20 protein-coding genes and 3 pseudogenes are annotated in these 25,883 nt (G+C 71.7%); 14 read left to right on the plus strand and 9 right to left on the minus strand.

The genetic code is table 11. The annotated features are described in order from the left end of the window. Positions 1-35 precede the first annotated feature (35 nt). The gene (locus TU31_RS10255) at positions 36-1,604 is read right to left on the minus strand and encodes a S1 family peptidase (protein ID WP_063770787.1); all 1,569 of its coding nucleotides are present in this window, start codon (positions 1,602-1,604) and stop codon (positions 36-38) included. Positions 1,605-2,080: 476 nt separating this feature from the next. On the opposite strand from TU31_RS10255, the gene tdh reads away from it, so the two are divergent. The 4 genes from tdh (at position 2,081) to TU31_RS10275 (ending at position 6,824) form a co-directional block, all read left to right on the plus strand. Continuing rightward, positions 2,081-3,109 (plus strand): L-threonine 3-dehydrogenase, encoded by a 1,029-nt coding sequence (tdh, locus tag TU31_RS10260; protein WP_042152475.1) that lies wholly within the window; start codon positions 2,081-2,083, stop codon positions 3,107-3,109. A 67-nt stretch (positions 3,110-3,176) separates the two neighbouring features. After that, entirely contained in the window at positions 3,177-4,376 is a 1,200-nt protein-coding gene (locus tag TU31_RS10265) for a glycine C-acetyltransferase (protein ID WP_042152477.1), read from the plus strand. A gap of 35 nt (positions 4,377-4,411) precedes the next feature. After that, entirely contained in the window at positions 4,412-5,320 is a 909-nt protein-coding gene (locus TU31_RS10270; RefSeq protein WP_042152478.1) for a LysR family transcriptional regulator, read from the plus strand. 145 nt (positions 5,321-5,465) lie between these two features. Beyond that, on the plus strand, positions 5,466-6,824 hold the full coding sequence (locus TU31_RS10275) for a chloride channel protein (protein WP_042152481.1): 1,359 nt from the start codon (positions 5,466-5,468) through the stop codon (positions 6,822-6,824). 23 nt (positions 6,825-6,847) lie between these two features. Here the strand turns inward: TU31_RS10275 and TU31_RS10280 are convergent, their stop codons facing one another. Then, complete coding sequence (locus tag TU31_RS10280) at positions 6,848-7,516, minus strand: formylglycine-generating enzyme family protein (RefSeq protein WP_042152483.1); 669 nt, start codon at positions 7,514-7,516, stop codon at positions 6,848-6,850. Between the two features lie 43 nt (positions 7,517-7,559). Then, positions 7,560-8,591: a PHP domain-containing protein gene (locus TU31_RS10285; protein ID WP_107070662.1), complete on the minus strand. Its 1,032-nt coding sequence runs from the start codon at positions 8,589-8,591 to the stop codon at positions 7,560-7,562. 766 nt (positions 8,592-9,357) lie between these two features. On the opposite strand from TU31_RS10285, the gene TU31_RS10290 reads away from it, so the two are divergent. The 5 genes from TU31_RS10290 (at position 9,358) to TU31_RS10310 (ending at position 16,291) form a co-directional block, all read left to right on the plus strand. Continuing rightward, positions 9,358-9,585: a hypothetical protein gene (locus TU31_RS10290; RefSeq protein ID WP_042152485.1), complete on the plus strand. Its 228-nt coding sequence runs from the start codon at positions 9,358-9,360 to the stop codon at positions 9,583-9,585. Positions 9,586-9,763: 178 nt separating this feature from the next. Further along, positions 9,764-10,570 carry an HlyD family efflux transporter periplasmic adaptor subunit gene (locus TU31_RS10295; RefSeq protein ID WP_042152488.1) on the plus strand — a complete coding sequence of 269 codons (807 nt, stop codon included), beginning with the start codon at positions 9,764-9,766 and terminating at the stop codon, positions 10,568-10,570. Next, positions 10,567-12,852, plus strand: a complete 2,286-nt coding sequence (locus tag TU31_RS10300) for an NHLP family bacteriocin export ABC transporter peptidase/permease/ATPase subunit (RefSeq protein WP_042152492.1) — start codon at positions 10,567-10,569, stop codon at positions 12,850-12,852. The genes TU31_RS10295 and TU31_RS10300 overlap by 4 nt, the downstream gene beginning before the upstream one ends. Before the next feature lies 1 nt (position 12,853). Further along, positions 12,854-15,733, plus strand: coding sequence for an NHLP bacteriocin export ABC transporter permease/ATPase subunit (locus TU31_RS10305; RefSeq protein WP_042152495.1), 2,880 nt, complete (start codon positions 12,854-12,856; stop codon positions 15,731-15,733). Positions 15,734-15,832: 99 nt separating this feature from the next. Continuing rightward, a complete protein-coding gene (locus tag TU31_RS10310; RefSeq protein ID WP_042152498.1) occupies positions 15,833-16,291 on the plus strand; it encodes a cyclic nucleotide-binding domain-containing protein in 459 nt (152 codons plus the stop codon). Between the two features lie 41 nt (positions 16,292-16,332). Here TU31_RS10310 and TU31_RS39365 read toward each other — a convergent pair. Beyond that, a pseudogene (locus TU31_RS39365) lies at positions 16,333-16,422 on the minus strand (dihydrofolate reductase family protein); the annotation flags it as partial. 257 nt (positions 16,423-16,679) lie between these two features. Here TU31_RS39365 and TU31_RS10315 point away from each other — a divergent pair. The 3 genes from TU31_RS10315 to TU31_RS10325 all read left to right on the plus strand — a co-directional run bounded on the left by TU31_RS10315 (position 16,680) and on the right by TU31_RS10325 (position 19,774). Beyond that, the gene (locus TU31_RS10315; protein ID WP_158894343.1) at positions 16,680-17,297 is read left to right on the plus strand and encodes a hypothetical protein; all 618 of its coding nucleotides are present in this window, start codon (positions 16,680-16,682) and stop codon (positions 17,295-17,297) included. Further along, entirely contained in the window at positions 17,290-18,579 is a 1,290-nt protein-coding gene (locus TU31_RS10320) for an MAB_1171c family putative transporter (protein WP_042152501.1), read from the plus strand. Before TU31_RS10315 ends, TU31_RS10320 begins: the two co-directional genes overlap by 8 nt. Before the next feature lie 229 nt (positions 18,580-18,808). Further along, positions 18,809-19,774 carry a phytoene/squalene synthase family protein gene (locus TU31_RS10325; protein WP_042152505.1) on the plus strand — a complete coding sequence of 322 codons (966 nt, stop codon included), beginning with the start codon at positions 18,809-18,811 and terminating at the stop codon, positions 19,772-19,774. Between the two features lie 42 nt (positions 19,775-19,816). Here the strand turns inward: TU31_RS10325 and TU31_RS35850 are convergent, their stop codons facing one another. Then, positions 19,817-20,548: a helix-turn-helix domain-containing protein gene (locus TU31_RS35850; RefSeq protein ID WP_158894346.1), complete on the minus strand. Its 732-nt coding sequence runs from the start codon at positions 20,546-20,548 to the stop codon at positions 19,817-19,819. A gap of 378 nt (positions 20,549-20,926) precedes the next feature. After that, positions 20,927-22,171, minus strand: a complete 1,245-nt coding sequence (locus TU31_RS10335; protein ID WP_042152508.1) for an MFS transporter — start codon at positions 22,169-22,171, stop codon at positions 20,927-20,929. Between the two features lie 138 nt (positions 22,172-22,309). On the opposite strand from TU31_RS10335, the gene TU31_RS10340 reads away from it, so the two are divergent. Next, positions 22,310-23,239: a LysR family transcriptional regulator gene (locus tag TU31_RS10340; protein WP_042152513.1), complete on the plus strand. Its 930-nt coding sequence runs from the start codon at positions 22,310-22,312 to the stop codon at positions 23,237-23,239. A 52-nt stretch (positions 23,240-23,291) separates the two neighbouring features. On the opposite strand, the pseudogene TU31_RS40765 reads toward TU31_RS10340, so the two are convergent. Continuing rightward, positions 23,292-23,462, minus strand: a pseudogene (locus TU31_RS40765) (maleylpyruvate isomerase family mycothiol-dependent enzyme); the annotation flags it as partial. Positions 23,463-23,465: 3 nt separating this feature from the next. On the opposite strand from TU31_RS40765, the pseudogene TU31_RS37935 reads away from it, so the two are divergent. Then, positions 23,466-23,624: pseudogene (locus tag TU31_RS37935) on the plus strand (ABC transporter ATP-binding protein); the annotation flags it as partial. Between the two features lie 16 nt (positions 23,625-23,640). Here the strand turns inward: TU31_RS37935 and TU31_RS10350 are convergent. Both TU31_RS10350 and TU31_RS10355 read right to left on the minus strand, forming a co-directional pair. Next, positions 23,641-24,594 (minus strand): L-tyrosine/L-tryptophan isonitrile synthase family protein, encoded by a 954-nt coding sequence (locus TU31_RS10350; RefSeq protein ID WP_245698484.1) that lies wholly within the window; start codon positions 24,592-24,594, stop codon positions 23,641-23,643. Continuing rightward, positions 24,588-25,859: a cytochrome P450 family protein gene (locus TU31_RS10355; RefSeq protein ID WP_245698485.1), complete on the minus strand. Its 1,272-nt coding sequence runs from the start codon at positions 25,857-25,859 to the stop codon at positions 24,588-24,590. Before TU31_RS10355 ends, TU31_RS10350 begins: the two co-directional genes overlap by 7 nt. Between the last annotated feature and the right edge of the window lie 24 nt (positions 25,860-25,883).

A 25,883-nucleotide genomic window follows, 5' to 3' on the forward strand; every position in this document is an offset into this window, starting at 1 on the left:
GAGGCGGGGCCGGTCGCGTAGTGGGTTCCCGTCCGTCAGTTCAGGACGTCACCGCCGCCCGCGCCGGGGTCCTGGGCACCCGCGCCGGGGTCCTGGGCACCCGCTCCCGGGTCCTGCGCGCCGGTACCGGGGTCCTCGGCGCCCGCACCCGGGTCGCCCGCTCCCGCACCGGCGTTGCCGGCTCCGGCGTTTCCGGCCCCCGCGTTGCCGGCACCGGCGTTTCCCGCGCCGCCGCTCGCGGCGTTGCCGCCACCCGCGGCATTGCCACCGCCCGCGCCGTTGCCGTCGGCCGCGCCGTTGTCGCCGCCGCCCGCACCGGCGTCACCGCCCCCGGCGCCGATCTCCGCACCCGTGGCCTTGAGGGCGTCGGTGACCGGCTGGAAGAAGGTCTCACCGCCCGCGGTGCAGTCGCCGCTGCCGCCGGAGGTCAGCCCGACCGCCGAGTCGTCGGAGAACATCGCGCCGCCGCTGTCACCGGGCTCCGCGCAGACGTCCGTCTGTATGAGGCCGTTGACGATGTCGCCGTTGCCGTAGTTCACCGTCGCGTCCAGGCCGGTGACGGTGCCGTCGTGCAGCCCGGTGGTGCTGCCCGAGCGCTGCACCTTCATGCCGACGGCAGCCTCCGCGGCCTTGGTGATCTCCTGAGTGCTGCCGTTGCCCAGGTCGACCGCGCTCTGCGGCTTCGCGGCGGTGTCGTCGTAGGTGACCAGCGCGAAGTCGGTCTTCGGGAACTTGGAGTCGGCCACCGTGCCCAGCGGCTGGCTGCCGCCCTGGTCCGCCGTCCAGGTCTTGGAGTCGTTGCCGCAGTGACCGGCCGTCAGGAAGGCCGGGGCGCCCTTGACCGTGACGTTGAAGCCCAGCGAGCAGCGTGCGTTGCCGCCGAAGATGGCACTGCCGCCGATCGGTCCCGCGGCCTGCCCACCGTCTCCGGCACCGCCGCCGCCGTCTCCCGCGCCACCGGCCGCGTCTCCGGCACCACCCGCGGCGTCTCCCGCGCCACCTGCGGCATCTCCGGCACCACCCGCGGCGTCTCCGGCGCCACCCGCGCCGCTGCCCGCCGCGCCGCCCGCCGCACTTCCCGCGTCCCCGCCGTCGTACCGCTTGAACTCACCCTGCGACCGCTTGACGGTCACCATGCCCTCGCCCATGCCCTTCGTGGCCTTGCTGAGGGTGGCCATCTTTGCGCCGGTGACGGTTCTGTCGGCGGTCACCACGATCTTGTTGGTCTTCGGGTCGATCGCCCAGGCGGTGCCGGGCACCGCCGCGGTCTCGCGCAGCGTCTTCGCACCGGACTTCAGCGCGGTCATGCTGTTGTGCACGACCTTGGCGACGGCACCCTTGGCCGTGACGCTCGCGGCGTCGTCCTCCGACAGGACGTTCATGACCAGGTGGCCGTTCGAGCTGTCCAGGTACCAGCCCGCGCTCTGGTCCCCGAGGTCCGCCTTCAGGGACGTCGCCAGCTGCGTGGCCGAGTGGGCGCTGAGCGTCTTGGGGGCCGCCGGCTGGTCCGTGCTCGCGTTGGCGTTGGGGAGCAGGATCGCTGCGGCCGCGACGGCGGCCACACCAGCGGTGGCGATGGCGCCGGTCCGCAGGCGCTTGTTCACATGTCGGTGGCTCAATTCACTGACCTCCAGGGACGCACAGGAACGGGGCACACGGGAGGCCGCGGTGCGTCGCGCCGGCACCCCGTGTGTGGTGCTCACCCAGTCCTACGTAGCCCCGGGCACCCCGGTCTCACGGCCACTCAAGCTGTGATGAATTCCGACGCTTGCGGTGGCGAACGTTTACACTCCCGGGCCCGCCGGTAGTCCCGGGACGGCCCGGGAGCCCGTCGGCACCCGCCCCGGCCTGCGCGTCCGGTGGCTCGGCCGGGCGCGGTGTGCGGCGCGGTATGACCGGCCTCACGTCCCGGGGGAGAGGGGCCGGAAGCCCGGTACCGGTGGGGCGTAAAGGGCAGCTGTGGCCGCGCTTAAGAAAACCTCGATGGACCGCGCGGCCGAGGTACGGAAGATTTCCTTGACGAAGATCGGGTGGCCGGGGCGGGCCCCCGGCAGGTCACGTACGTACGGGAGCCGCTGCGGTGAAGGCACTGGTCAAGGAGAAGACGGAGCCGGGTCTCTGGCTCATGGACGTGCCGGAGCCGGCCATCGGCCCGGGTGATGTGCTGATCAAGGTGCTGCGCACCGGCATCTGCGGCACGGATCTGCACATCCGGGCCTGGGACGGCTGGGCCCAGAAGACCCTGACCACCCCGCTGACCATCGGCCATGAATTCGTCGGCGAGGTCGTGGAGACCGGTCGCGACGTGGCCGACATCAAGGCCGGCGACCTGGTCAGCGGCGAGGGCCACCTGGTCTGCGGCAAGTGCCGCAACTGTCTGGCCGGCCGCCGGCACCTGTGCCGCGCCACGGTCGGCCTCGGCGTCGGCCGGGACGGTGCCTTCGCCGAGTACGTGGCGCTGCCCGCCTCCAACGTCTGGGTGCACCGGGTCCCCGTGGACCTCGATATCGCCGCGGTCTTCGACCCGTTCGGCAACGCCGTGCACACCGCACTGTCGTTCCCGCTGGTCGGCGAGGACGTGCTGATCACCGGTGCGGGGCCGATCGGCATCATGGCCGCGGCCGTCGCCCGGCACGCCGGCGCCCGCAATGTCATGATCACGGACGTCAGCGAGGCCCGCCTCGCACTGGCCCGCAAGGTCGGCGTCAGCCTCGCCCTCAATGTCGCCGAGGCGACGATCGCCGACGGTCAGCGCGAACTGGGCCTGCGCGAGGGCTTCGACATCGGACTGGAGATGTCCGGCCGGCCCGAGGCGATGTGCGACATGATCGCCAACATGACGCACGGTGGCCGGATCGCGGTGCTCGGTCTGCCGTCCCAGCAGTTCCCCGTCGACTGGTCCCGGATCGTCACCTCCATGATCACGATCAAGGGCATCTACGGCCGGGAGATGTTCGAGACCTGGTACGCGATGTCCGTGCTGCTCGAAGGCGGCCTCGACCTCTCCCCCGTGATCACCGGGCGCTACTCCTACCAGGACTTCGACGCCGCCTTCGACGACGCCGCCAGCGGCCGCAGCGGCAAGATCATCCTCGACTGGACTGCCTGAATTTTCGGCTCGGTTCGCCCCCGGGGCAGGACAGCCTCACTCGTCTCACGCATCTCAAGGAGCCCCCATGCTCGATTCCGTTCGCAACGAACTGCGCGGCACCCTCGACGAGATCCGCGCCGCCGGTCTGCACAAGCCCGAGCGCGTCATCGGCACCCCGCAGTCCGCGACGGTCGCGGTCACCGCCGGCGGCAACCCCGGTGAGGTCCTCAACTTCTGCGCCAACAACTACCTCGGTCTCGCCGACCACCCCGAGGTCGTCGCGGCCGCCCACGAAGCGCTCGACCGCTGGGGCTACGGCCTGGCCTCGGTCCGCTTCATCTGCGGCACCCAGGAGGTCCACAAGGAGCTGGAGCAGCGGATCTCCGGCTTCCTGGGCCAGGAGGACACCATCCTCTACTCCTCGTGCTTCGACGCCAACGGCGGAGTCTTCGAGACCCTGCTCGGGCCGGACGACGCGGTGATCTCCGACGCCCTCAACCACGCGTCCATCATCGACGGCATCCGCCTGTGCAAGGCCCGCCGCTACCGCTACGCCAACCGCGACCTGGCCGATCTGGAACGCCAGTTGAAGGAGGCGACCGCGGGCGGCACCGGCCGCACCCTGATCGTCACCGACGGCGTCTTCTCCATGGACGGCTATGTGGCGCCGCTGCGTGAGATCTGCGACCTGGCCGACCGCTACGGCGCCATGGTGATGGTCGACGACTCGCACGCGGTCGGCTTCGTCGGCCCCGGCGGCCGCGGCACCCCCGAGCTGCACGGGGTCATGGACCGCGTCGACATCATCACCGGCACCCTCGGCAAGGCGCTCGGCGGCGCCTCCGGCGGCTATGTCGCGGCCCGGGCCGAGATCGTCGCCCTGCTGCGCCAGCGCTCGCGCCCGTACCTCTTCTCCAACTCGCTCGCCCCGGTGATCGCGGCCGCCTCGCTGAAGGTGCTCGACCTGCTGGAGTCGGCCGGTGACCTGCGCGAGCGGCTGCACGCCAACACCGCGCTGTTCCGCTCGCGGATGACCGAGGAGGGCTTTGACATCCTCCCCGGCGACCACGCCATCGCCCCCGTCATGATCGGTGACGCGGCCGAGGCGGCCCGGATGGCGGAGCTGCTCCTGGAGCGCGGCGTCTACGTCATCGGCTTCTCCTACCCCGTGGTCCCGCAGGGCCAGGCGCGGATCCGCGTCCAGCTCTCCGCCGCCCACTCCACCGAGGACGTCAACCGCGCGGTCGACGCCTTCATCGGTGCGAGGGCCGCCCTCGGGGGCTGACACCGCCCGCGGGCCGCTCCTGCGAGACTGGAAGCATGATCGAAGCACGACGGCTGCACATCCTCCGTGCGGTGGCCGACCACCGCACGGTCACCGCCGCGGCCGCCGCGCTCTATCTCACGCCCTCGGCGGTCTCCCAGCAGCTGGCCGCCCTGGAACAGGAGACCGGCCACCGTCTGGTGGAGCGCAGCGCCCGCGGCGTCCGGCTGACCGCCGCGGGCGACATCCTGCTCACCCACGCCAACGCCGTCCTGGCACAGCTGGAGCGCGCCGAGTCGGAGCTCGCCGCCTACGGCTCGGGCGAGGCGGGCACGGTGACCGTCGCGGCCTTCGCCACCGGCATCGGCCTGGTCGTCGCGCCCGCGCTCACCGCACTCGCCCGCACCGCCCCCGGCATCCGGGTCCATGTCCAGGACGCCGAGGGCGACGCCAGCCTGCTGATGGTCCTCGACCGGCAGGTCGATGTGGCGGTGGCCGTCGAATACCGGGGCGCACCGGGCGCCGACGACCCACGGCTGACCCGGGTCCCGCTCTACGCCGAGCCGTTCGACGCGGTCCTGCCGCCCGGCCACCGCCTCGCCGACACGGACCGGCTGGCGGTGGCCGATCTCGCCGGCGACCCCTGGATCGGCCCCTACCCCGGCAACCCCTGCCATGACGTGGTGGTCCTGGCCTGCGAATACGCCGGTTTCCAGCCGCGCCTGGAGCACACCTCCGACGACTTCCGCGCCGTCGTCGCGCTTGCCTCGGCCGCGGCGGGTGTGGCCCTCGTCCCCCGCTCGGCGCTGCGCGACATGGACCTCACGGGGGTGGTGGTCCGCCCCGTCGACGATGTGGCCCCCACCCGCCGGGTCTTCGCCGCGGTACGCCGGGGAGCCGAGGAGCACCCGCTGTTCCGCCCGGTGCTCGCCGCCCTCCGGGAGGCGGCGGCCTCGCAGGGGTGAGGCAACTGCCGCGACGGAGGGCCGGATCCGCCGTGCCCCGCCCGGCCGCGCCCGAGGTGCCGGCCCGGACCGGCCATGGCAGGCTCATCACCGCGGCGGCCCGGGCGGGCGCCGGGGCAGCCCCGGTTCCGAGGAGGCGAGGCGCATGTCGGTCGGCCCGGCCGGCCCGGTGGGCGGAGCACCGACCACCGCGCCGCAGGACCCCTATGCCCTGGTGCGCACGCGCGGATATCTCAAGCTTCTGCTGGTGGCGGGCGCGATCGGCGTTCCGGTCTGCGCCGTCGCATTCGGCTTTCTCGCACTGGTCCACGAGCTGGAACCGCTGATCTACCAGGACCTGCCTCGGGCGCTCGGCTTCGCCGGCCCGCCCCTCTGGTGGCCGGTCCCGATGCTGCTGGTCGCCGGTCTCCTGGTCGGGCTGACCGTCCGTTACCTCCCCGGCGGCGGGGGCCATGAGCCGGCTGACGGGCTGGCGCTCAGTGGTGCGCCCCCGCTCTCCGCGCTCCCCGGTGTGTTCCTGGCGGCCCTGGCCTCCCTCAGCTTCGGCGTGGTGCTCGGCCCCGAGGCACCGCTCATCGCCCTCGGCGGCGGTCTGGCCGCGGGCGCCGTACGGCTGCTGAACCGGAACATGCCGGCCCAGGCCGCCGCCGCGGTGGGCGCGGCCGGCAGCTTCGCGGCGATCAGCGCCCTGCTCGGTTCCCCGCTGCTGGGCGCGTTCCTGCTGATGGAGGTGTCGGGGCTGGGCGGCCCGATGCTGGGGATCGTGCTGCTGCCCGGTCTGCTGGCGTCCGGCCTGGGCGCACTGATCTTCACCGGGCTGGGGGACTGGACCGGGCTCGGCACCTACTCGCTCGCGCTGCACGACATCCCCAGGGCCGCCGGGCCGACGATTCCGGAGTTCGGCTGGGCCCTGGTCATCGGGCTGGCTGCAGGCTTCGCCGCGACCGGCGTACGGCGCTTGGCGCGGTTCCTCAAGGGACATGTCGTCCGGCACCGGGTACCGGCCACGATCGTGATGGGCCTCGTGGTGGGCGCGCTGGCGACGGCGTTCGCCGCGGCCACCGGCAAGCCCGCCTCCGAGATGCTCTATTCGGGCCAGTCGGCGCTGGGGTCGCTGTTCCGGGACAGCGCCGGCTACACGGTGGGCGCGCTGCTGCTCCTCATCCTGTGCAAGGGCCTGGCGTACTGCGCGTCGCTCAGCGCCTTCCGGGGCGGCCCGATCTTCCCCGCGCTGTTCCTCGGTGCGGCGGGCGGTGTCGTGCTGTCCCACCTGCCCGGACTGTCGCTCACCGCGGCCTTCGCGATGGGGGTGGGCGCGATGTGTGTGGCCATGCTCCGGCTGCCGATGACCTCGGTGCTGCTGGCAACGCTGCTGCTGGGCAAGAGCGGTCTGACGGTGATGCCGCTGGTGATCGTCGCCGTGGTCGTCGCGTACGTGGTGGCGCTGCGCCTCACTCCGGCCACCGTGCCGGACCTGCCGTCCGCCGCACCCCACCCCGCCTGACGGCGAGGCCGGAGCCCCGCCCGTCAGAGGGAACGCGCGATACGGAAGCCCACGTCATCGATCCGGAAGGTCGGGTGGCTGCGGCGCCGTACCGAGGCCCGGCAGCTCCAGCGCTCGTCGAACCATCCGCCGCCGCGCAGCACCCGGTAGCTGCCGTAGACCTCGGCGTCGTAGACGTCCCAGCACCACTCCCACACATTGCCCAGCATGTCGGACAGGCCCCATGCGTTGGGCTGCCGGCCGCCGACCTCGTGGATCCGTTCGTGCGAGTTGCCGCGGTGCCAGGCGATGTCGTCGAGCCGCCCGTACCGTGCCGCCGTCGTGCCGGCCCGGCAGGCGTGCTCCCACTCGGCCTCGGTCGGCAGCCGGTACCCCTCGGCGGAGCTGTCCCATTCGATCCGCTCGGCGTCGGGGTCCAGGCGATACGCGGGTGCCAACCCCTCCTGCGCGGACAGGGCGTTGCAGAACCGGACCGCGTCCCACCACGAGACGCCCTCGACGGGGAGCCGGTCGCCCTGCGCGCTGCTCGGGCGCTCGCCGGTGACCTGCGCATACCGTTCCTGAGTGACCGGGCACGGCGCGAGCCGGTAGGGCGCCAGCTCGACCGGCCAACTGCGCCGCGTCCGCCGGTCCGACAGCGTCACCCGCCCCGGCGGGACGGCGACCATCTCGTACTCCGTGCGCGTGTCCATGAGGAGGCGAGCGTACCGCCCCGCGCGGCGACGGGGAGCGCGTTCAGCGGTGCGGGGTCCGGCCCGTCCGGGTCCAGGTGGCCAACTGGCGCTCCGTCCAGGTGTTGATGACCCGCTCCGGCGGGACGCCGCACTCCTCGGCACGGGCACAGCCGTAGATCTGCCAGTCCAGTTGGCCCGGTGCGTGGGCGTCGCTGTCGATGGAGAACAGGGTCCCGGTCTCCAGCGCCAGGCGGAGCAGCCGGCGCGGGGGATCGAAGCGGTCGGGACGGCAGTTGATCTCCACCGCGGTGTGGTGCTCGGCGCAGGCCGCGAACACCGCTTCGGCGTCGAACTGCGATTCCGGGCGCGGTCTGCCGGTGATCTGCCGCCCGGTGCAGTGACCGAGCACGTCCACCAGCGGATTGCGGACCGCGGCCAGCAGCCGCCGGGTCATCGGCCCCTTGTCCATCCGCAGTTTGGAGTGCACCGAGGCGACCACCACATCGAGCTGCTCCAGCAGCTCCGGCTCCTGGTCGAGTGAGCCGTCGTCGAGGATGTCGCACTCGATCCCGGTCAGCAGCCGGAACGGTGCCAGCCGCTCGTTCACCTCCGCCACCAGCGACAACTGCTGCCGCAGCCGCTCGGCGGTCAGTCCGCGGGCGACGGTGAGCCTGGGGGAGTGGTCGGTCAGCACACACCAGGAGTGGCCGAGGTCGCGGGCGGCCCGCGCCATCGTCTCGACCGGGCTGCCGCCGTCCGACCAGTCCGAGTGCAGATGGCAGTCGCCGCGCAGCGCCTGACGGAGCCGCTGCCCCTGGGCCCCCTCGACCAGCGGGCCGCCCGCCTCCTCCTCAAGGTGCGTCAGATACTCCGGCCGCGCGCCCGCGAGCGCCTCCTCGATCACCCGGGTGGTCTTGGGGCCCAGCCCTTTGAGCCGCGCCAGCGAGCCGCTCCGGGCACGGGTGCGCAGCTCGTCGGCGGACAGCGCACCGATCACCGTCGCGGCCGTACGGAACGCCTGGACGCGGTAGGTCACCGCCCCCTGCCGCTCCAGCAGAAAGGCGATCCGCTCCAGCGCCTCCACGGGCTCCACGTACGGCTCCTTCCCGGGGCGCGGCCCCGCAGCGTCGTTTCTCACGGTGCCCCACCCGGTGGGCGGCTGCCACCGGGCTGCCGGTGCGGGGTGCCAATCGCCCATTACCGACGGGTCCGAAGGCGCTCCGTTATGCGGTTATGTCCGTTGTCCGGTTACTCGATCCGTTCCTGATCCTTTCCGTGGAAATGGCATATGGATAGCGCCGATAAGTCCATTCCATACGTTCAGCACCGCCGATAAGGACTGTGAACTCCGGGCGAATCGGGCGCACTTAATGCCCTTGCAACATTCGGCGCGGCTGCGTCGGAAGGGCGCGCCGGAGGCGTCTGCCCGTATCGCGCCGAGGTGCCGTAAAAATTGGCGGCCTTCAAAGAATCTGCACACCGAATGTGCAGTCGGCACACGCTCGGCCGCCCCGTATTCCCACGCTGACCTGCGGCTCAGCGGTTTGGTGACGGAATGTCCAGTTCGCCGAACGGGTGCTTGCCGAGGTCTCGGAAAAGAAACCGGAGGAGATGTGAAGAAGCTGCCACCAAGTCATGGACGGGCGTGCACGTCAGGTATTTCGACGGGGCGATATCGCCCGGATCAGCGGCTACCCGATTAGCAGCACAACGCGCCTGCATGCTTTGATCCTTCGCACTGCGGGAGTCACCCCCCGGTTCCCGATTTCGGGAACCCGACTGCCGCTGCCGCGACCGGGCCGACCCACCGGACGGTTCGGGCGCGGGTTTTTCGAGATATTCATCCGAAGGGAATCATCATGAACTCCACCCCCCAGGTTCAGACGCAGGAAATCTCCGACAGCGACCTGGACAACGTGTCCGGTGGCCTCGTCGGCGGCGTGGTCGGCACCGCCACCAGCACCGTTGACTCCATCGCCCCGGTCTCGGGCGCCGTGGGCACCGCCACCGGCCTGGTCGACGGTGTCGCCGGCACCGACACCGCGGGCGTCGTCGGCACCGCCTCGGGCCTGGTCGCCGGTCTCTGAGCCCTTCTGTGCCGCTGAGCGGCACAGCCGGCTTTGAACGGTGACAACGGCAGGTCGGCGCCCCCTCCTTGCCGATATGCCGGGCCGGCTGCCCCGGTCCGCCCGGACTCCATCCGGGCACCGGGGCACCGGCCACCACCCGTCCGAACCAGAACGTTGCAGTTGAGGGAAGAGTGTCGTGCAGTTCCGCCAACAGGCCCTTTCCAAACTGCAATCGCCCGAGGAAATCGATCTTCCGGTGCGGTTCGCCCGCCCCCAGGGCTGGCTCGTGCTGACCGTCACGGTCCTCTTCGTGATCGCCGCCTCCGCATGGGCGGTGACCGGCACCGTGTCGTCCACCCTGAACGCACCCGGCATCCTCACCCACGGCCAGGGCAGCTACGTCCTCCAGAGCCCCGTCTCGGGCCAGGTCACCGCCGTACTCGAGGAAGAGGGCAAGCGAGTGGCCGCCCACACGCCCGTCCTGAGGGTCCGTACCGCCCAGGGCACCACCGTCGTCCGTACGCTCGCCGCCGGCCGGCTGACCACGATGGTCGCCACCATCGGCTCCGTCGTCACGACCGGGGCGGATGTGGCCTCCGTGGAACGCATCGCCCAGGCCGACGACCCCCTGACGGCGACGCTGTACGTACCGGCCGAGAGCGGCGCCACGGTGCCCGTCGGCGCATCCGTCGACCTCACCGTCCAGTCCGTGCCGACCCAGCAGTACGGCGTCCTGCGCGGACGGGTCAAAGCGGTCGGCAGGACCGCGCAGTCCCGCCAGCGGATCAGCACTTTCCTGGGCAGCAGCCAGCTCGGCGAGGAGTTCTCGCAGCACGGCCAGCCCGTCGCGGTCCTGGTACAACTCGACGCCGCCCCGCACACCAAATCCGGCTACGCCTGGTCGACCTCTGACGGCCCGCCGTACGCCGTCGACTCCATGACGCCGGCCAGTGGCGCCGTCCACCTGGCCGCGCAGCACCCGATCGATTGGCTGCTGCCGTGACCGCCCCACACGACTCCGCCGCCCCGCAGCAGCAGTTGCCACCGCCGGTCCGCGGCCGCCGCCGCTCGGAACCCGCGCCCGGCGCCCGCCGCACCCGCCGGGCCGCGCCCGCCCCGAAGCCCAAGAAGACGAAGACCGTCCGCACCCCCACCGTCCTCCAGATGGAGGCCGTGGAGTGCGGCGCCGCCTCGCTGGCCATGGTGCTGGCCCACTACGGACGGCATGTGCCGCTCGAAGAGCTGCGGATCGCCTGCGGTGTCTCCCGCGACGGCTCGCGCGCCAGCAATCTGCTCAAGGCCGCCCGCAGCTACGGACTCCAGGCCAAGGGCATGCAGATGGAACCGGCCGCGCTCGCCGAGGTGCAGGCGCCCGCCATCCTGTTCTGGGAGTTCAACCACTACGTCGTCTACGACGGTACGGGCCGTCGCATGGGCCGCCGCGGCGTGCACATCAATGACCCTGACAAGGGCCGGCGCTTCGTGGCGACGGAGGACTTCGACACCAGCTTCACCGGCGTCGCCCTGGTCCTCGAACCCGGCGAATCCTTCCGCAAGGGCGGCCGTAAGCCCGGCGTCCTCGGCGCCGTGCCCGCCCGGATGCGCGGCACGACCGGCACCCTGCTGGCCGCGCTGCTCGCCAGCCTGCTGCTGGTCGCGGTCGGCGCGGCGGTGCCCGCGCTCAGCCGGACGTATATCGACATGTTCCTGATCGGCAACCAGACCTCGCTGCTGGGGCCGCTCTTCGCTTCGATGGCCGCCATGGTCGCGCTGACCGCCGTACTGACCGGTCTGCAACAGGCCAACCTGCTGCGCGGCCGCATCATCTCCTCCACCCTCACCAGCGCCCGCTTCCTGCGCCATCTGCTCAGACTCCCGGTCACCTTCTTCGCCCAGCGCAGCCCGGCCGACCTGGTCCAGCGGCTGCAGTCCAACGACGCGGTGGCCGAGACGCTGGCCCGTGACCTCGCCGCCGCGGGCGTGGACGGCATCGTCGTCGTCCTCTACGCCTTCCTGCTGTGGACCTACGACCCCCAACTGACCGTCATCGGCGTGGGAATCGCGCTGCTCAATGTCGTCGCCATGCGGATCGTGATCCGGCTGCGGGCCACCCACACCCAGAAGCTGCGCGCCGATACCGCGCGGCTGACCAACACCTCCTACACCGGCCTCCAGCTCATCGAGACGATGAAGGCCACCGGCGGGGAGAACGGCTACTTCCGCCGCTGGGCCGGCCAGCACGCCACCACCCTGGAGGAACAGCAGCGGCTGGGCGTGCCGAGCGCCGCGCTGGCCGTGGTCGCCCCCACCCTCGCCACGCTCAACAGCGCGATGATCCTGTGGATCGGCGGACTGCGGGCGGTCGAGGGCCATATCTCCATCGGTCTGCTCGTCGCCTTCCAGGCCCTGGTCACCCGATTCACCGCGCCCATCACCCGGCTCAACGGAGTGGCGGGCCGGATCCAGGACTTCGCCGCCGACGTGGCCCGCCTCAAGGACGTCGAGAGCTTCCCCGTCGACACCCTCTACTCGCGCCCCGAGCCGGAGGCCGACACCCGCCGGCTCAAGGGCCATGTGACGCTGGAGGACATCACCTTCGGATACAGCCCGCTGGACAAACCGCTGCTGACCGGCTTCTCCCTGGCCGTCGGCCCGGGCCGGCAGGTCGCTCTCGTCGGCGGCTCCGGCAGCGGCAAGTCCACCGTCTCCCGGCTGATCTCCGGCCTCTACAGCCCCTGGGAAGGCACCATCCGCATCGACGGACAGCGGCTGGAGGACCTCTCCCGCAGTGCGCTGGCCGCCTCCGTCTCCTTCGTCGACCAGGACATCTTCCTTTTCGAGGGCACGGTCCGCGACAACGTGGCGCTGTGGGACCCGTCCATCCCGGACGACGCGGTGATCACCGCCCTCCAGGACGCCGCGCTCTACGACGAGGTGATCGCCCCCCGGCCCGACGGCATCCACAGCCGGGTCGAGCAGGACGGCCGTAACTTCTCCGGCGGGCAGCGGCAGCGGCTGGAGATCGCCCGCGCCCTGGTCCGGCGCCCCAGCATCCTGGTCCTCGACGAGGTCACCAGCGCACTGGACGCCCGGACCGAACAGATCATCATGGACAACCTGCGGCGGCGCGGCTGCGCCTGCGTCGTCATCGCCCACCGGCTGAGCACGGTCCGCGACAGCGACGAGATCGTCGTCCTCGACCACGGGGTGGTCGTCGAACGCGGCCGCCACGAGGACCTGGTCGCCGCCGGGGGCCCGTACGCCGAGCTGGTCAAGGAGCACTGACGTGTCCGTACCCCCGTCCGCGGTCGTGGGACCGGGCGACACCGATGCCGTCACCTATGCGCTGGGCGGCCTCGGTACACCGGTCGACTGCACCGGGCTGCGCAGCGTTCCCCTGGAGGGCCCGCATGTGCTGTGGCTCGTCACGGGCGGCTCGCTGGATCTCTTCGCGGTCGACGCCGCCCAGGAGGGGCACTGGCACTTCCTCGGCCGCCTCGAAGCGGGCACCCTGCTGCTCGGCCCGGTCGCGGGCCCGCAGCACACCCTGCTCGGCCGGCCCTCCCAGGACTGCCTGCTGCGCCGTATCCCGCTGCGCGAGCTGCCCCGCTACGAGTACGGGGAGTACGGCGACACCGGGGCGTTTCCGCAATACGGCGCGCAGGGCTACGGCAACGACCCCGCGTACGGCGGCCAGGGCGAGGCGCCCTCCGCGCTGGAGCACGCCTTCGCGCTGGGCACCGCCCGCAGCCTGGGCGTGCTGTTCGAGGCACCGCTCGACGGCCGCCCCGGCGACGAGGCGGTGGCCGACGACGACATCCTGTGGATGCCGGTCCCGCCCGGCAGTGTGCAGTACGGCGCCTCCTACGGCGCGGACGCGGCCGGCGATCTGCTGGTGGACCCCGAGCTGTGGCAGCAGATGGTCAATCAGCAGTACCGGCTGCTGTCCGCCGTCGACCGCTGGATCGAGCAGCTGGAGCGCGCCCACGAGGACCGTACGGCGGCCGGAATCAAGGCGGGTGAAACCGTTCGCGAGCGCGCCGACCAGGCGCTGGTGGCATCCATCGGCCGGGCCGGGCGGGGCGGTACGACGACGGACCGGACCAGCGACGACACCACCTTCGCGGTCTGCCGCACGGTCGCGGAGGCGGCCGGTATCACGCTCACCGAGCCACCGAAGGGCGGCGCCGTCAACGACCGGATCACCCCGGTCGAACGGATCGCGGTCAGCTCGCGGATCCGGACCCGCGCGGTCCGGCTCCAGGGAAGCTGGTGGCGGACCAACACCGGCCCCCTGGTGGGCCATCGCGCCAAGTCCGGTGCGCCGGTGGCGCTGCTGTGGCGCCGCGGCCGGTACGAGGCGGTCAACCCGGTCTCCGGGCTGCGGATGCGCCTCGGCAAGGACAACGCCGACGAGCTCGAACCGCGCGCCGTCATGTTCTACCGCCCGCTGCCGGAGCGGCCCATGAGCCTGTGGCGGCTGATGCTCTTCAGCCTGCGCGGGACCCGGATGGACGTCCGTAATCTGGCCCTCAGCGGACTGGTGACCGTCGGCCTCGGCGCCCTCGTCCCCATCGCGACCGGCAAGGTGCTCGGGGAGTACGTACCGAGCGCCGACAAGAGCCTGATCGTGCAGGTCTCCCTGGCCGTCATGATCACCAGCGTGGTCTCCGCCGCCTTCATGCTGCTTCAGAACCTCACCGTCCTGCGGATGGAGGGCCGCATCGAGAGCACCCTCCAGCCGGCCGTGTGGGACCGGCTGCTGCGGCTGCCGACGAAGTTCTTCACCGAACGCTCCACCGGCGAGCTGGCCAGCGCCGCGATGGGCATCAGCGCCATCCGCCGGGTGCTGTCCGGCCTCGGCCCGGTGGCCGTGCAGTCCAGCACGATCGGCGCGATGAACCTGGTGCTGCTGCTCGTCTACAGCGTGCCGCTGGCGCTGGCGGCGATCGCCATGCTGCTCGTCATCGGTGCGGTGTTCCTCGCCATGGGCCTGTGGGAGCTGCGCTGGCAGCGACGGCTGGTCAAGCTCGGCAACAAGCTCAACAACCAGGCGTTCCAGACCCTGCGCGGGCTGCCCAAACTGCGGGTCGCCGCGGCCGAGAGCTTCGCGTACGCGGCCTGGGCCCGGGAGTTCGCCCGCTCCCGGGAACTCCAGCAGAAGGCCGGCCGGATCAAGAATCTGACCACCGTCCTCAACGCGGTCTATCTGCCGGTCTGCTCGCTCACCCTCTTCATCCTGCTGGCCGGCCCGGCCCGCGGCACCATGTCGGCCGCCTCCTTCCTCACCTTCAACACCTCGGTGACCATGCTGCTGACCGCGGTCACCCAGATCACCGGCGCGTTCGTCTCGGCCGCCGCCGCGCTGCCGATGTTCGAGCAGATCAAGCCGGTGCTGGACGAGAAGCCGGAAGTGCGCGGGGCCAGCGCCCAGCCCGGCACCCTGTCCGGCGGCATCGAGGCCAAGAAGCTCTCGTTCCGCTACACCGACGACGGCCCGCTCGTCCTCGACGATGTCTCGCTGCGGGTCGAGCCGGGTGAGTTCGTGGCCGTCGTCGGCCCGAGCGGCTGCGGCAAGTCGACCCTGCTGCGGCTCCTCATCGGCTTCGACAAGCCGTCCTCGGGCAGTGTGCTCTACGACGGCCAGGACCTGGCCGCCCTGGACCAGGCGGCGGTGCGCCGGCAGTGCGGGGTGGTGCTGCAGAACGCCCAGCCGCTCACCGGATCGATCCTGGACTGCATATGCGGCGCCGAGGCCTTCACCCAGGAAGAGGCCTGGGCGGCCGCCGAGATGGCGGGCCTGGCCGAGGACATCAAGCGGATGCCGATGGGCCTGCACACCATGATCTCCGGCGGTGGCGCGATCTCCGGCGGCCAGCGGCAGCGCCTGATGATCGCCCAGGCACTGGTCCGCCGCCCGCGGATCCTGTTCTTCGACGAGGCCACCAGCGCCCTGGACAACGAGACCCAGCGCGTGGTCAGTGACAGCACCCGCAAGCTCAGCGCCAGCCGGCTGGTGATCGCCCACCGGCTGTCCACGGTCATGGACGCCGACCGTGTGATCGTGATGGCGGAGGGCCGGATCGTTGAGCAGGGGCCCCCGGCCGAACTGCTCGCCGACACCGGTGGCCGGCTGCACGATCTGGTGCGGCGTCAGCTGACCTGACAGGGACCGGGCTGCGGCCCGCCGGTGCCCGGCGGGCCGAGCCATTCCCCCGATCCCCGCAAAGCTCCGCATATCGTGCAGGCAGCGAGCGGAGGACGCATGACCATGATCGAAAATATGCTCGACGAGTTGCCGCCCGACCGGCGCCGACAGCTGACCGATATCGCCGTCGAGGTGTCGCTGCCGCGCGCCACCCGGCTCTTCGAGGAGGGCCGGCGGGCGGACCGGTTCTGGATCATCCGCAGTGGACAGGTGGTGCTCGACCAGCGCGTCCCCGGGCGCCGGGCGGCGGTGGTGGAAACCCTCGGCCGTGGCGAACTCCTCGGCTGGTCCTGGCTGTTCCCGCCCTACCTGTGGCACCTGGGAGCGGAGACCGTCGGCCCGGTGGAGGCCGTGGAGTTCGACGCCAGGGCGATCCGTGAGCTGTGCGAATCCGACCCCGTCCTCGGCCGGGCGATGTACCGCTATGTGGCCAAGACGGTGGCCGACCGGCTGCACGGCACCCGCACCCGGCTGCTCGATCTGTATGGGCCCCAGGGCAGCGGCCTCGACCCCTGAGGGCTGTCCCGCATTCCCTGGCGGGCGCACGACGACGGCTGCTGCCGGATGGTGGTGGCCCCGCCGCCGAGCCGGACGTCCGTGCCCTGCGCGGCCTCCCGCGCCTGTTCGGGAACGGTGGCCGGGTCGCCGCCGAGCTCAGCGCTGTGTCCGTGGCGGTCACCGCACCGGGGCGGGCCGCTCCCGGCCCCCTCCGCGCAAGGCCGCCCAGGAGCACCGGGTAACTTTTGGCTTGCGCAGGGCTTCCGCCGCCCTCGTCCCGGGAGGAGGGTTCCGTGCGGCCCTGGCGCACCGACAATCCCCGACCCACCGGGCTCGCAGTCGTCCCGGATCGCGTACCGTTCCTTCCTCACCCCGAGCGCAGCAACAGCTGTAGGAGTATCCGTTCATGTGGTGGCCCCGTCGTCATGGTCCAGCGCGGCAGGCGAAAACGCCGCAGCCCACCCGCCACCGGCCGCCCAGCTCCCCGTGGACCTCGCTCCGGGAGCAGTTGGCGGTCTTCTTCGCGACCTGGTCCGTCACCCGGCTCGTCCATCGCGACCTCGGGCTGTCCGGTGTACGGGACATGCAGGGACTGGTCGACGCGGTGGCCGTGCGACGCAACAAGCCGATCACGATCACGGAAGTGCCGCTCCCGCAGCAGGTGTCCGGGTTCTGCGCCCGGGGCAACGACCGTGACTTCATCGTGGTGGATTCCACCGCGAACGAGCTGACCCGCCTGCACGTCAGCCTGCACGAGCTGTTCCACCTGTGGGAGGAGCACCCGGCCGAGGACGGCTCCGCCGGCCAGCTCATGACCGAGGAGACCGTGCGGCAGCTCCTTCCCGGACTCAAGACGGGCCCGGTGCTGAAGGTCCTCAACCGCTCGCACTACGACAGCGCCCATGAGCGGCGGGCAGAGGCCTTCGCCACCGTGATGCTCCAGCGCCATCTGGAACTGCGGCGCGATCAGCGCACCAACGGGTTCCTCTCCTCGGCGCTCTCCCACCGGAGGTCCGGTGTCTGAGAGCGCCTCGAACGTCGTCTACCTGGTCATCGCGGTCATCGACTTCGTGATCGCCGGGTGGAAGTGCCTGGCACTGCTGCGCGATCCCACACCGACGCTGTCCTTGATCACGGTGAACTTCGTGGCGTCCGGCCTGGTGTTCGCGATGGCCGCACCCGCGGGGTACCGGATGCTGGGGGAACTCACCGGCGTCCCCAGCTTCGCCACCCTCCCCGTCTACATCGGCATCCTGACCTGCTTCTCCCTCCTCCACCTGCTCACGATGCTGTGGGATCCCCGGCTGCGGCAGAGCCCGGCGGTGCTGCGCCGCCGGGTCACGGTGTGGTCCGCGGCGTATCTCGCGGCACCGGCCGTCATGGTCGTCGCGTTCTGCTCCGCCGATCTGTCCGGGCCGACGGACCCTCTCAAGTTCAACACCAACTTCGCGGGTGATCCGCTGATCCAGGTATTCCTGGCGGTCTTCCTCACCACCTTGGCCTGCGGAACCCTGAACACCTACCGGCGGTGCCGCAAGCTGAACCCGGCGGACCCCCGGTTCCGGCACGCGCTGCGCTCCTTCGGCACCGCCATGCTGTTCGTCTTCGGCTATGTGGTCTGCTCCGTCCCGGCCATCACGCTGGCCGCCCTCGGCAACCACGCCCTGGACACGGTCGGGGTGCTCGGCTCCACCTTCGGCTCGATCGGCGCCCTGATCACCAGCTACGGCCTCTCCGGAGCCGCGGTGGGTGCATGGCTGCGCGAACGCCGGGACATCAAGGCCCTCCAGCCGTTGTGGGACCTCGTCGTCGAAGGGGTCGACGAGGACCTCGCCTTCAGCGTGGACAGCGCACGGAGTCATCGCCTGGCATGGAACGTGGGATTCAACCTGCACCGCCGGGTGATCGAGATCCTCGACGGGATGCGCGCGCTGCGTCCCTGGGTGTCGCCCCTGCCCGCGGCCGCCGTCTACGCCGCGCAGGAACAAGAGGCGTCCCGGGGCACCGCCGACGGCCGGCCGCTCTCGGAGCAGGACTTGCAGGCGGCGGCCACCGCCGCTGCCCTGCGGGACGCGGCGCAGCGCCTCCAGGCCGCCCGGCTGGAGGCGGCGGCACAGGGGCATGCCGGCCATCCGCAGCCGCCTGAGGGACCGCAGGTGGCGCTGCCCGGCGAGGACACCCCGGCCTCCGACGAACGCCAACGGCTGCTGCGCGTCGCCCAGGCGCTCACCGCCCCGCTGGTCACCACGGCGCTCCAGGTCGTGCGCGTACAGCGGTCCGCCGCCGAGGTGCCCGAAGGGCAGTAGTCCGCCACGGCCGACGTGGCCCCGCTCCCGGCCGGCCCGGCAGTCCCGACCATTCCTCCCGCCCAGGGCGCCCCGGCCCGGAAGTGGCAACTCACCTCGCGGCCGGGCGACTTGGGGGAGCGCCCACGGCCCGGTGCACCCCGTGTGCGGTGCCGGCGCCGGGACGGATCGGTCCCCTCGGCCGCGATCACCTAAGGTGAAACCGCACTCGAGGAAAGGGGCGCTGACGATGGCCACGTGGCCGAAGACGCTCGACCAGGCAGGGATCACCGATCCCGCACTGCGTCGTGACTACAGCGAACAGCGTCAGCTGGTGGCGCACTACGCCCGCGCGGAATACACGGCCGTGCGGCTGCTGCTTCCCGCGCCGCTGGTGCCCGACGTCATCGCCGCGACCGCGTTCATGCACCACAGCGACAACCTCATCGACCAGGGACCGGCCGAGGAGCGCATCGCGGCGCTCGCCGACTGGGAGAGCCGGGTGCACGCCGCCCTCAAGAGCGGCGAAGCCGACCAGCCCGTGCTGCGGACGCTCCTCGACACCCTCGCCAGGCAGCCTCAACTCCGGCAGTACGTCGAAGACTTCCTCGCCGGGGCGCCGCTGGAGGTGCAGACGGCGGGATTCGCCACGGAGCGCGACCTCCAGCACTACATCGACGGCTATTCGCTGCCCGCCTTCCTGCTCATCGCCTGCCTGCTGGGCGACGGAGCGCCCACGGCCCCGTACGTCGCCGCGTGCCGGACCTTCATCGAGGCGAGCCAGCGGCTGGACTTCCTGAACGACCTCGCCGAAGACCTGGCCGGCGGACGCCTCGGCATCCCCGAAGAGCTCCTCACCCGCCACGGCCTGACCCGCACCGGCCTGACCGGCGAGGACGGCGCCGCCGCTGACGGGCTGCGCCCGCTGCTCGGTGACCAGGTCCGGCAGATCCGCGCGGGTCTGTCGGCGTCGTACGGGCTCGTGGATCTGGTACCCGCCCGCAACCGGCCGTTCGTCCGGGCCCTCGTCAGCATCCAGGGCCTCACGCTGCGCGCGGCGGCACGGAAGGGGACCACGCTGCTCGACGGGTCCGCCCGGCCGCAGGTGGCGGCGGCCCTGCGGGTTCTCGCCCGGGAATACGCGGCCGCGCGTCGTGGCCGTGACACGAGGCCAGCCGCCAGCGTGAGCGGGCCAACGGCGGGCAAGGCGGTCTGATCCCGGAGACGGACCGGGCGGACCGGCGACGTCCGGTTCCGTTCAGCCGTTGTGCCGGCCCGGGGACGGACGCTCCTCGTGCTCGGGCCGGGCCAGGCCCAACAGCCCCTGGATCAGGGGAAAGACCCGCCTTCTGCTCTTGGAGGGCAGCGAGCGCATACGGTCCGTGAGCTCCCGTACCTCGGGATCCTCGCCCTCGGGCCGGCTCAGAACCTCGGACAGTGCGTCCCGGAGTTCCCGGTCGATCCTGCTGTCGCCGCTGGTGCCGCTGCGCATCGCCAGCCGGTTGATGCCCTTGCCCCTGAGCAGCGCGAGATGGGTCAGCTGTTCATGCGTCGACTGGAGTGCCCGGTACAGCGCCTGACGCTCGGTGGCGGTGAAGAAGCCCGGCTCGACCTCGAAGAACTTCTCCAGTTTCCGGGTGACATCCAGCCCGGGGCTCTTCCGCTTGCCGTTCAGGAGGTAGCCGACCTGGCCGTGGGAGATACCGGCTCCCGCACCGATCTCATCGAGGGTGTACGTCTTCCCGTCGGGCTTGCGGCGGGTCTCCCGCAGGAAGACGAGGCGGTCCTGGAAGGAGTCCTGCACCGTCTCGGATTCCTCGCCGGTGTCATCGAGCAACGCTTGCACGCGGGGGACCGGGAGGCCGGTCCGGTGCGAGAGGTGGTCGATGTCGATGACGTCGCGCCCGAGGTCCAAGTCCCGGAGAAGCTCGTCGATCGCTGCGACGACGGCTCGAAGACCATCCGCCGGGTGCATGTCTGAGGCATCCATGGCGATGGGCGGTCTCCTGGTCGGTGGACAGACGGGACGGCGGCACGCTCGCAGCCGCTCCGAGGTTAGCGGTAGCCAGCACCGTACGCCATGGACGGCACAACAATTGTGTCAAGGGGCATCTTTCGATGGTCCGTGAAGTCGTCACCAGCGCTCTTGAGTTAAACGATTGTTGACAACGTGGGTTTGGTTGAAGGATCCTCACCAAGGCGATGCCGCTGAACGACCGGCGGGCACGTTGCGCAGGGGGCCGCTCACATTTCCCGCACCTCGCAACTGCCGCCCTTCCCGGCGTGTGGTGCCGGGCTCCACAGGGGAGAGCCCGGCACCACACCGCCTGTTGACCGCAGCCGACGCCCCGGAGGGCGACCGGGCCGGTCAGAGGTGACTCCCGGCCACTTCCCGTTCGTGCTGCGGCGCGTGCTCGTGCCGGGGGAGCAGGAGCGGGGTCACCAGCATGAGGAGACCGGCGACCGCGATCGCGCTGCGGGGACCGATGAGGGCGGCCAGCAGGCCCCACATCCCGGTCAGGGCCGCGGTGGTGGCCTTGCTGGTGACCGACCACGCGGACAGGGTGCGGGTCACCCGGTCCGGTTCCGTCCGGTCGAGCCGGTAGGTGGCGAACACCGGGTTGAACACGCCCATGCAGGCGATCAACCCCAGCTCGACGACCATGACGAGCACCAGCCCGGCGGTGCCCGGGCGGACGAAGATCAGCCCGAGCGACCAGCACGCCCGCAGCGTCCCGGCCGTGAACAGGACCTTGTGCTGTCCGAACCGCGCGACGAGCCGGCGGGCCAGCCGTGCGCCGATCAGCCCGCCGACACAGGGCACCGCGAAGGCGAGACCGTACTGCCAGGGGGCGAACCCGAGCCGGCCGAGCAGAAGGACGGCCAGCAGCGGCGACGTGGCCATGATCAGGCCGTTGACCAGGACCGTGTTGAAGAACAGCGGGCGCAGCGCCGGGTGGGCCAGGAGGTAGCGCCACCCTTCGAGCAGATCCCCGGCGTGGAGCCGTGGGGCACCGGTGCGTACGGGCCGGGGCTCCTTGCCGCCGATCGCACGGATTCCCACGGCCGAGAGCAGATAGCTGACCGCATCGGCCAGCACGGTCAGCACCGGACCGAACAGCCCGATCGCGGCCCCGCCGAGCGGGGGGCCGAGCACGGTGGCGGTCCAGTTCGTGGACTCGAACCGGGAGTTCGCGACGAGCAGGTCCGCCGGCCGCACCAGCGCCTTCAGACAGGCGCCGCCGGCCGCGTTGAAGGTGATGTCCGCGGCCGTGACGACGACCGACACGACCAGGAGCTGGACGAAGCTGAGCAGACCGAGGGCGAACGCGACGGGCACGGTCAGCAGCGCCGCGCACCGTGCCAGATCCATCGCGATCATCACCGGCCGCTTGCGGCGGAACTCCACCCACGGGCCGAGCGGCACCGCCACCACCGCCCCCACCGCCGGCCCCGCGGCGGCCAGCAGCGACACCGCCGCCGGCCCGGTGTGCAGCACCAGAACCGCGAGCAACGGAAACGCGTCGAACGCGAGCCGGGTCCCGAACGTACTGACCCCGTACGCCGCCCACAGCCACCCGAACTGCCGCCCCAGCGACCGTCTGCCCCCCACGCCCACCACTTCCCTCGATCTCCGCCCGAACAACCCCACGTTGACCGAATCCATCAAAGCCAGCAGCAAGCCACCCGATCAAACAACCAACCCACCCGGCAGGCCACAACCACACGTTGTGTGAATACACTGCCGGGCGTGGATCTCACCGCCGTGCGCACCGTCGTCGCCGTCGCCGACGCGGGACAATTCCAGGTCGCCGCCACCACCCTCTCGATCACCCAGCAGGCCGTCTCCAAGCGCATCGCCGCGCTGGAGAAGGACCTCGGTGTGCGGCTGTTCACCCGTACCGCGCGCGGCGCCCGGCTCACCATCGACGGGCAGGCGTTCCTGCCGCACGCCCGCGAGCTGCTCCGTGCCGCGGAGCGGGCAGCGGCTTCGGTCCGGCCCGGCAGCCGCGCGCTGCGCATCGATGTGATCGGCCGGCGGCTCTGCCCGGCGGGTCTGCTGCGCGACTTCCACCGCGCGCACCCCGACACCGAACTCGACGTGGTGACACTCTTCGACGCCGACGCGGCCTTCGCCGCGGTCCGCTCGGGCACGATCGACGCGTCCTTCCGCGCGGTCACCCTGCCCGCGCGCCGACTCCCCGACGGCGTCGAGGCCGCCTGGGTCTTCGACGAGCCCATCCAACTGCTCACCGGCCCGGCCCATCCGTTCGCCACCGCCCGTACGGTCACCCCCGCGCAGCTCGCCGGACACCGGATCTGGATGCCCGGCATCGTCACCGGCACGGAATGGGCTGCCTACTACGAGGACCTCGCCACCGAGTTCGGTCTCACCATCGAGGTGACCGGCCCCGACTTCGGCACCGAACCACTCCTCGACACGATCGCCGACTCCGCCGCACTGGCCACCTTCGTCGGCGAGAACACCCGCCTCGTCTGGCCCGCCGACCAGGACTTGCGACGCGTGCCCGTACACGACCCGACACCGGTCTACCCCCACTCCCTGATCTGGCGCACCGACAACCCCCACCCCGCCCTCACCACCCTGCGCACCTACCTCGGCTCCACACGGCCGGCCGACCGCGCGGACGGGGCATGGACGCCGCGATGGGCGCGGTGAGGGACGCCGGGGGTGGCGACGGTGTCACGCCGCCACCGGATGCGCGCCGGTGTCAGTAGACGATGGAGACGATCCGGCAGGCGGCTTCGGCCAGTTGGCGGTCGCCGGTGACGCGGGCCCCGGCGAAGGCGGCGGCCGGTGGGATCCCGCGGGTACACAGCCGCCATGCGTTCTCCGCATCCAGGTGGACACGGGCGGCGGGCCGACCGGTGGCCGGTTCGGCACCGGACGGGTAGTGGCGTCCGGAACGCCCCGGAAGGTGCTGACGCCGCAGCTGCCGGCCGAGGTGTTCGGGGTGCGCGCCGCGGTGACCGGCCATCCGCTCACCGGGGACCCGCTGATCGCCTTCGACCACCGGGAGCCGCTGCCCGCCGACGGCGGGTGACGCCCACCCCGCCCCCTCACCCGGCCATGAAGTGGCTCGGCCGCCCCTCGCGATACACCAGCCGTCCGAGCCGCTCGGCCTCCGTCCGGTGCAGCAACTCCCGCCGCCCGTCGGGATGTTCCAGCACACACGAGTGCCAGGGCGTCAGCCACACGTCCGGCGCTTCGAGCAGCCGGATGCCGAACTTGGCCGAGTCCCGCGGCTGCGGATGGATGGAGAGCCGGAACGCCTCCGGATGGTGGGCGGCGATCAGCTCGCCCCAGGCGCGGCTGCGCTGCATCACCCCGTACGCGCGCCGCCGGCAGTTGCGCTGAAGTGCCGAACGGGTGCCCGCGAAGGCGACGGAGTCCTCGAAGAGGAACCGGGTGATGCCCTGGTACAGCCGCCGGGTCGGCTCGTCGGTACGGGTCAGGGACCGCAGGGTCTCCAGGTCCGGGGCGTAGCGCTGGTGGACCAGGGACCGTTTGGCGTCGTGGGACAGCCGCTGACCGTAGACATCCCGCAGATCGAAGACATCGAGCCGGGTCAGGCCCTCGTCGTGGATCAGTGTGCGCAGCGCGTCGGCATAGGCGTCGATGTCGCGGTCGGGCACCTGGATGAGATCGCTGAAGACATGTCCGTCCGAGCAGATGACCACCCGCGCCCCGGGCGGGTGGTGGGCCGCGATCCGGGCGCAGAGCGCGTCCAGGAAGCGCAGGGCCAGCCGTTCGCCCTCATCGGGGAGGTGGCCTAACACCTTGGCCGGGTTGGGGGACTTGCAGGGGAAGCCCGGCAGGGTGAAGATGATCGGCTCGCCCGCAGCCACCGGGCCGGCGAGCCGCCGCAGGTGGGCCGGGAAGGCGTCGGGGACCTCCCCGTGGGCGGTGTCCAGCGTGCGCCGGTAGGGCAGGAGCGCGGCGAGCACCTCGGCACAGCGCTCCCGGATGTCGGAGGGCGCCACCGGACGCGGAGGCGCCGGTCTGGTCAGCACGCGGCATCGGGCCCGTTCGCACCGGAGCCCGCGTACGGGCAGCCGCCGTAGGCCACCGGCAGTCGGCCGACGCCGCGCGCCAGTACTGCCGGGGTCCATTCGAGCTCGTCCTCCGGGACGGCGAGCCGCAGGTCCGGCAGCCGTCTCAGCAAGGTGCCCAGGGCGACCTGGAGTTCGATACGGGCGAGCGCCGCGCCGGGGCAGAAGTGGATCCCGTGGCCGAAGGCGAGATGCGGATTGGGGGTGCGGTCGAAGTGCAGGGCGTCCGCATCGGGGAACTGCCGGTCGTCGCGGTTGGCCGCACTCAGCGACACGATGACGGAGTCGCCCGCCGGGATGCGGGTGCCGTACAGCTCGGTGTCCTCGGCGAAGAACCGCCAGGTGGTCAGCTCGAAGGCGCTGTCATGGCGCAGGAGTTCCTCGACGGCGGGCGGCAGCAGTTCGGGCCGGCCGGCCAGCGTGGCGAGCTGCGTGGGGTGGCGCAGCAGGGTGACCAGCGCCGTGGTGAGCTGGTGGGTGACCGGTTCCTGTCCCGCGACCAGTAGTTGGAAGACCATCGAATCGAGCTCTTCCTGGCCGATCCGGTCCGCGTCGCGGGCCGCCACGAGCCGGGAGAGCAGGTCCTCGCCGCGCTCGGCGCGCTTGTGGCGGACCAGATCGGCGATGTACTGCTGAAGCCCGCGCAGCCGCGCCTCGTACGCCGGCCGGCCCGGGTCCTCGGGCCCCACGGGCTGGACGACCTTGCCCCAGTCCCGGTCGAAGCGGTCTGCGAACTCCGGCGGCAACCCGATGACTTCGGCGAGCACCTGGAAGGGGAAGCGGGCGGCGAAGACCTCGACCAGGTCGGCTTTGCCGCCGCTGTCCGGGAGCCCGTCCAGCAGGGCATCGGCCATCGCCTGGAAGCGCGGACGCAGCGCCTCGACCCGCTGCGGTGCGAAGGCATCGGTGATCAGCCGGCGCAGCGCGGTGTGCCGCGGCGGATCCTGGTGGAGCAGATGCACCTGGAGCTGGGAGTGCTGGGGCTCGGGCATGATCGAGGCGCGGGCCCGCCAGGCCGCGTTGCCCCGCGAGTGGTGCTTGCCCAGCCGGGGGTCGGTGAGGGCCCGGTGCGCGGCCTCGTAGCCGGTGACGAGCCAGGCGCACACCCCGCTGGGGAAGCGCACCCGGTGGACCGGGCCGCGCTCCCGCAGCTCCGCGTACAGGGGATAGGGGTCGCGTTTGTACTCCGGCCCGTACAGCTCGACAGGTTCGGACGATGGGGACACGATGGCTCCTCAACGGTGGGGGTC

The organism is Streptomyces lydicamycinicus (genome assembly GCF_000829715.2).
GTDB classification, from domain to species: Bacteria; Actinomycetota; Actinomycetes; order Streptomycetales; family Streptomycetaceae; genus Streptomyces; species Streptomyces lydicamycinicus.